We start from the raw sequence: 7,046 nt of genomic DNA on the forward strand, positions 1-7,046 counted from the left end.
GCCGGACATGGCCTCACACGGCAGGTCGGTATGATCGGTAAGCGGGACACGCCTGAGTTGCGAGCGCTATTTCGACCGTGGCGCGAGCGGTCTGCATGGATCGGGCCGATTGTGGCGATGGTACCGCAGCCCGGATGACGATGACCGCTTCCCTACCCTTCGTTAAGGGCGGGCATCTCAAGCCTTTGTGTGTGGAACTTCCGGCACCATATCCGCTTCTTACAGCGGGCTTGGCGTTTTCCGAGCATCCGAGGATTGGGCGTTTCCGGGCGGCCGAGGGTGCTTTCGCCCGCCTCTTCGGATGGTCTGGTTGCCGAGCGGTGGCGGACCAAGGCGGGTGGCAATGCGGCGTCTCGAACTTCTGGACGGTCTGAGGGGCTACTTCCTCACCTTCATGATGTTGAACCACCTGTACTTCACCGGCGGCCTGACGCTGGTGCACGTCAATCATGCGGAGCTGGGCTTCGTCGAGGATGCCCAGGGCTTCGTGTTCCTGTCCGGGCTGCTGATCGGGATGATCTATGCCAGGCGCATGAGCCGCGAGGGATTCCTGGGTGGCGCTGCCCGGGTCTGGCACCGTGCGGCCGAGCTTTATTTCTACGCGCTGTTATGCCTGTTCGCGCTGCTGCTCGCCGTCCGGCTCGTGCCGGAGCTCCAGCCGATCTGGAAGAACTGGATGGGTGAGCTGGCCCTGCCCGGCTGGGCTTCCACTCTGGCGGCGGTGAGCCTGCTCCATCAGCCGACCTACATGGACATCCTGCCGCAATACATCGTCTATCTCCTGGTGGCGCCGCCCTTGGTCTACCTGGTGCTCCGGGGCCGCTGGGCGGTGGTGGCGGTCATGTCCGCTCTGTCTTGGATGGCGGTGCAGCTCGGCTTCCACCTGCCGATGGCGGCAGCGGTGGACGGGCTGCTCGGCCGGATGGATGAGGGCCTGGCGATGCGCAACCATTTCAACGTGTTCGCCTGGCAGGTCGTGTTCATGAGCGGGCTGGTCCTGGGTGCGCTCACCAGCGCACGCATGATCGATTGGCAGCAGGTGTTTCATCCGGAGCGGCGGGTGATCCTGGCCGCCGCGCTCGCGTTCTTCCTGTTCTTCATGCTGTTCCGGCTGGGCTGGACGTTCGAGCAGATCCCGTCCCTGACCTGGGACCGGTTCGTGGCGATCACTAATCGCGGCGAGTTCAGCCTCGTCTATCTGCTGAACTTCCTGGCGACCGGCTACCTGCTGGCATGGACCCTGATCGCCGGCCCGCGCGCCGCGGAAGCTTGGCTGCGCCGGATCGCCGAGTTGCTCGCCCGGCTGTTCTCACTGCCCTTCCTGCGGCTGATCGGGCGCCACTCGCTGCAGGTCTATGTGTTCCACGTGTTCGTGGTCTACCTGATGCTGGCGGTCGACCGCAGCTTCGGCCCGTTCCCGGAAGTGGTGCGCACGGCCCTGGCACTCCTGGCGATCGCCTCGCTGGCGATCCCCGCCTGGCTGCGCGAGGCCGACCTGCGGGCCCTGCTGCGCCAGCCGATGGGGCTGCAGCGCTCGGCTCCGGCGGACTGACCCGCCCGCCGCGATGCCGGACTGTGCGGGCCCGGCCGGCTCCCGCCGTGGCGTGCATAGGACTCCCATCTTGATTGCCGCCGTCTGGCCGGCCTACCCTGTGGGCATCCCCGCATCGCCCGCAGAGGATCCACAGGCATGGAACATGCAGGCCGCACCGCCCTTGTGACCGGTGCCACCGGTGGCCTGGGCGTCGCCCAGGCGCGCATGCTGGCTGAAGCCGGCGCGCGCGTGCTGATGCTCGACGTGAAGGGCGAGGCGGCGGTGGACGAGCTGCGCTCCGCCCTACCCGAGGGTGCCGGTGAGCTGGTCTGGGTCGCCTGCGACCTCGCCGATCCGCAGGCGACCAAGGAGCGCGCCGCGGCCTTGGACCGGCAGTATGGCGGGATCGACATCGTGGTGAACAACGCTGCGATCAACCCGCTCAAGGCGATCGACGCCTATGATCTCGCCGAATGGCGGCGGGTGCAGGACATCAACGCCACTGCCTGCGTGGCGATCGCCCAGGCGACCGTACCGTCGATGAAGCGCAAGGGCTTCGGGCAGATCGTGAACATCACGACGGTGACGCTCAATGGCGGCTGGGAGGACTTCACCGCCTATGTCGGCTCCAAGGGCACCCTCCTGGGTCTGACCCGTTCCATGGCACGCGAACTCGGCAAGTTCGGCATCCGGGTGAACTGCATCAGCCCGGGTGCCATCCCGACACCTCTGGAACAGGAGGTGTGGGCGGACCAGATCGATAGCTATGTGAAGTTTCTGATCGACCACCAGGCGCTGAAGTACCGCGGCAGCGCGGACGACATCGCGCACGCGCTGATGTTCCTGATCTCCGATCGGGCCCGGTTCGTGACCGGTCACAACCTCTCGGTGGACGGCGGATGGTGGATGCACTGACGAAGGACTCATGGAACCCGACCCTGCGAATCTGATCGACCAGTCCCGTACTTATGGCGCACGCGGGGTCCATGGCCGCGTTGTCGAGCACATTGGCAACCGCATCGTGGGAGGCGAGCTGGCCGAGGGCGAGATGCTGCCCAAGGAGGCCGAGTTGATGGCCGACCTGGAGACTTCGCGCACCACGATCCGTGAGGCAATCAAGGTGCTCGCGGCCAAGGGTCTGGTGGAGACCCGCCAGAAGCGTGGCACGCTGGTCCGGCCGAAGTCGGACTGGAACCTGCTCGATCCGGACGTGCTCGCCTGGCTCGTGGCAGGCGATCCGGATCCGGAGATCACCCGGCTGATGATCGAGCTGCGCCGGCTGATCGAGCCGGGCGCGGCGCGGATGGCTGCCGCGCGCCACGACAAGGCGCAGCTGGCCGCTTTGGCTGCAGCACTGCAGGACATGCGCAGCACCGATGTCGACAGCTACTATGCAGCCGACCGGGCGTTCCACCGTGCCCTCTTCGCCGCCACCGGCAATCCCTTCATCGACCGGCTAGGCTCGATCGTCGACGCCGTGCTGGCCGTGAGCTTCGGCCTGCAGAGCCGCTCGCTGATCCCGGCCGAGCAGGGCTTCGCCTTGCATGCCAGGGTCTATGACCGCATCGCCGCCCGCGATGCGGTAGGGGCCGGACAGGCGATGCTGAGCATCATCAACGACTCCCAGGCGGCCCTCGACCGATCGATCGAGGCAATGGGCAAGCTCGCCGCCTGAAGGCCAAGCCGGCAGCGATGAGCCCGTGCCGGCCGACCTGCCCCTTTGTTGCCCGGGCAGGTCGAGCTGCCTCCAGACGTCCGTCAGTGCCGCCATCAGCTGATCCATCAGCTGGTCATCGTGCAGCGGGCTCGGGGTCAACCGGAGCCGCTCGGTGCCGCGGGGCACGGTGGGATAGTTGATCGCCTGCACATAGATGCCATGGCGCTCTAGCAGGAGGTCGGACAGGAGCCGGCACCGGAGCGGGTCGCCGACCAGCAGCGGCACGATGTGCGACGGCGACGCCATGACCGGCAGGCCGGCTTCCTGCAGCCGCGACTTAAGGGTGGCGGCCCGTTCCTGATGACGAGTCCGCAGCGTTTGGCCATCCGGGCCGCGCAGGATCTCCACGGCTGCCAGACCTGCCGCCACGGTCGCCGGCGGCAAGGAGGTAGTGAAGATGAAGCCCGGCGCGTGGCTGCGGAGCGCGTCGATCATGGCCGCAGGCCCCGCGACATAGCCGCCGGCTGCGCCCAGTGCCTTGCCGAGCGTGCCCTGGATCACGTCGACCTGGTCCGCCAGCCCGTCACGCTCCGCGACACCACCGCCTTGGAAGCCGTACATGCCCACTGCGTGGACTTCATCCAGGTAGGTAAGCGCGCCGTACCGCCTGGCGATGGCGCAGATCTCCCCAACCCTCCCGAAATCGCCGTCCATGGAATAGACGCCCTCGAAGACGACGAGCTTGGCGCGGCCAGTCGGCTGTGCCGCCAGCAGCCGCTCCAGATGGGCAGGATCGTTGTGCCGGAAGATCTGCTTCTCGCAGCCCGATGACCGGATGCCGGCGATCATCGAGGCATGATTGTCGGCATCGGAGAGAATCAGGCAGTCCGGCAGGAGCCGGGCGATGGTGCTGATCGCAGCCTCGTTGGCGACATAGCCGGAGGTCATCAGCAGGGCGGCTGGCTTGCCGTGCAGTTCGGCCAGAGCGCGCTCTAGCCGGACATGGAGATGGGTGGTGCCCGAGATGTTGCGGGTGCCGCCGGCACCGGCGCCATGGGCACGCAGGGCGGCACAACCCGCGTTCAGCACGGCCGGGTGATGGCCCATGCCTAGATAGTCGTTGGAGCACCAGATCACCACCTCGCGCGACCCTGCGGCGGTCCGCATCCGGGCACGGGGATAGGCACCGACCTCCCGGGCCAGGTTGGCGAACACCCGGTAGCGGCCCTCGGCGCGCACGCGCTGGACGGCCGCACGGAACCATGCGTCGTAATCCATGATCGTCCTCGGGAAGCAAGGTGCCTGAACGGTACCTGCCTTGCGAAGGCAGCAGGGCCCCGGCCGGCTTTCGGCCCGACCGGGACCCCCTTGTCAGTCGCCTGGCCGGTCCGGGAAGCTCAGAGGGCTGCCAGGAAGTTGGTCAGGTCGGCCTTCTCCTGCTTGGTCAGGCCCATGCTGAACCGCTTGTTGTAGAAGTTGACCACGTCGGCGATCGTGTTGGCGGAGCCGTCGTGGAAGTACGGCGCGTGGGAGGCGAGGCCGCGCAGGGTCGGCACCGAGAACTTGCCGATGTCCCCGCACTTGCCGGTGACCAGGCCCATGCCTGGGTCGTTGACCAGCACGGTCTTGTTCTCCGGGAAGAAGGGCGGCTTGTCGCCCGTGCAGGTGATCTTGAAGACCGGCAGGTCGCTCCGCAGCGGGCTGCCCAGCCGGCTGGCGAAGTCCCCGGCCGTGCCGATATTGCGCTGGCTCGCCTGGATGATGTCCGAGCCGCCGGCAACGCCATTATGGCAGGTGGCGCAAGTGGAGCCCGGCACTGGATCCGTTGGTGCGCCCGGGAAAGCGTCATTGAAGCCCGCCACCTCTCCCAGGGTGAACTTGCCCCGGTCATTGGGGGCAGTACCGTTGAACAGCGCCTGTCCCCGCGCAATCGACTGCTGGTGCTTGGACTTTGAAGATGCCCAGCCGTCGAACTCGTCGAATGGCAGCTTGGCGACTGGCGGATTCTGGCTGAGGTCGAGGAAGATGACTCCTTCTTCCTCCACGCTGGTCTTCAGGTGCTGCGGGCCGCCCGTTGCACCGCCCTTGTCGAGCGCTCCGGCCTTCTTGTCGCGAATCTGCGCGGCAAAGAAGCCGACTTCATACTCGACGATATTCTTGATTTCGTCGGAGTCGACGGTGAGGGTTCCCTGGCCTCCCTCGGAGGTGGGTCGGTTGTCACGCTGCGCATGGCCGAGCGTGGCGCTCAGCGCCTGGGAGAACAGGGTCGGCTCGCGCCCGTCCCACATGATGTTGCCGCTCAGGCCGCCGGGCGGCCCGAAAGACAGGAACTCGGTCTTGAAGTCGAGCGCCATGCCTATCAACGGACGACGGTACATCGAGTAGATCGGGATCGTCCCGCCGGATCCGTTGGCGCCGTCATTGCCGTCTGAGGTGCTGGCATGCGGATTGCCGGGTGTGTTGCAGCCATACGGGTCCTTGACCACCTCGATCTTGAAGTCACGGGTTGCGGCGGGTGGCATGAAGATCCGGAACAGCCCGTCGTTCAGGAGCAGCGAGCGGGCCTTGCGCGAATCGCTGCCGCGTCCGCGACGGCCGCCATAGAACCGCGATGCCCTGGTTTCGGAAGCCGGAACCAGGGTCGGGCAGTTGGCACCATCCACCGGCGCGAAGATGGGGTCCCTCACGCCGAACCGGTTGAACCGCGCACGAATGTGCGAGACGCTGACGCTCATCGCCTGTGACGGCTGGTGACACGTGCCGCAGCTCCGGCCGTTGCTGCCCAGCGACTTGAAGAACGGATGCTCACCAGCACCCACCGTTCTCGCGGCACCGGTGCGGCTGATGAAGCCGAGCGTGCCCGCCGAGTTGGAGTCGGTGCCCTTGGCTGGCACCGTGGTCGGCAGCGTCTCGTTGCCGATGATCGCCGGCAACGGGGCACCCAGTGCCGCACGATAGGTCGGAGGAAAATACTTTGGTGCGCGATTTGGAATGGCCGAGTTCGGGACCTCCTGTGCTTGGCTGGCCAGGGACAGGCAGCACAGGCTGACGGCTGCCAGCAGCAGACGGCCCAGATTATGTCGAACACCAGGACGTATGATCGATTTCCGCACGACACCAGTCCTCCCCATGGATAGGGATAAAGTACTATTCTGAAAAATGCTGACAGATGGTCAGGTTGATCCACAGACTGACTAGAAAAAATCAGTCGAACGAGGTCGCGAGTTCTCTTTATCGTCAGTCGCTACGCGAGCTGTCGCATTACAGTGTAGAACTACTCCAATGATTAGCACACCTTGCAACCATAGCAACATCAATCTTTCTTACAGGTAGATAGGGTGAGTGTTGGCATGAGGGTCATATCCTACGCAATGACTATCATAATCATGGAATGGGCCGAGAAAATCTATACTACACGTAGTAAATCAGAGCTGACGTCTTGCGTGTGCTGCACGGATCAGCGTCAGCGGTTGTGCAACCGGCTGGAGCACGCCACAATCGCGTGTCAGTATATGCATCTACTATCTGTGTGAGCGGTGGCTGCGATCACCGCCGTCACGGACGCTCCGGCGGCTTGCCCAGCAGTCGGAATAATCCAGATCAGTGCATGCAACTCAGGGAGGGTGAGCATGGCCAAACGTCTGTCAGCATGGCTCCTTGTCGGTCTGGTAATGACACTGGCTTCACCCGCCGCGGCCGAGCCGGTCGACCTGGAACTGGTGCTGGCGGCGGACGGCTCGGGCTCGATCGACGATGGCGAGATGCGTTTGCAGCGCGAGGGCTATGCGGCCGCCCTGACCGATCCGGAGCTGGTGTCCGCCATGACTGCCGGGGCGCACGGCCGGGTGGCGCTCA

The 7,046-nt window shown here is 65.4% G+C and carries 5 protein-coding genes and 1 pseudogene; 4 read left to right on the plus strand and 2 right to left on the minus strand.

Annotated elements, in window-relative coordinates:
* Window positions 1–343 precede the first annotated feature (343 nt).
* From EQG76_RS21350 to EQG76_RS21360, 3 genes are all read left to right on the plus strand, one after another.
* Entirely contained in the window at window positions 344–1,552 is a 1,209-nt protein-coding gene (locus EQG76_RS21350; protein WP_159716348.1) for an OpgC family protein, read from the plus strand.
* 138 nt (window positions 1,553–1,690) lie between these two features.
* On the plus strand, window positions 1,691–2,449 hold the full coding sequence (locus EQG76_RS21355; RefSeq protein WP_159716349.1) for an SDR family NAD(P)-dependent oxidoreductase: 759 nt from the start codon (window positions 1,691–1,693) through the stop codon (window positions 2,447–2,449).
* A gap of 10 nt (window positions 2,450–2,459) precedes the next feature.
* Window positions 2,460–3,209 carry a FadR/GntR family transcriptional regulator gene (locus EQG76_RS21360; protein ID WP_159716350.1) on the plus strand — a complete coding sequence of 250 codons (750 nt, stop codon included), beginning with the start codon at window positions 2,460–2,462 and terminating at the stop codon, window positions 3,207–3,209.
* 30 nt (window positions 3,210–3,239) lie between these two features.
* Here the strand turns inward: EQG76_RS21360 and hemA are convergent.
* Window positions 3,240–4,469: pseudogene (gene hemA / locus EQG76_RS21365) on the minus strand (5-aminolevulinate synthase); the annotation flags it as partial.
* A 119-nt stretch (window positions 4,470–4,588) separates the two neighbouring features.
* A complete protein-coding gene (locus EQG76_RS21370) occupies window positions 4,589–6,124 on the minus strand; it encodes a hypothetical protein (protein ID WP_159716351.1) in 1,536 nt (511 codons plus the stop codon).
* Between the two features lie 696 nt (window positions 6,125–6,820).
* Between EQG76_RS21370 and EQG76_RS21375 the strand changes: the two genes are divergently transcribed.
* On the plus strand, window positions 6,821–7,046 hold a 226-nt coding region (locus tag EQG76_RS21375; RefSeq protein ID WP_159716352.1), incomplete at its 3' end, for a DUF1194 domain-containing protein.

Source organism: Geminicoccus flavidas, assembly GCF_009806515.1.
In the GTDB taxonomy this organism is placed as follows: Bacteria; Pseudomonadota; Alphaproteobacteria; order Geminicoccales; family Geminicoccaceae; genus Geminicoccus; species Geminicoccus flavidus.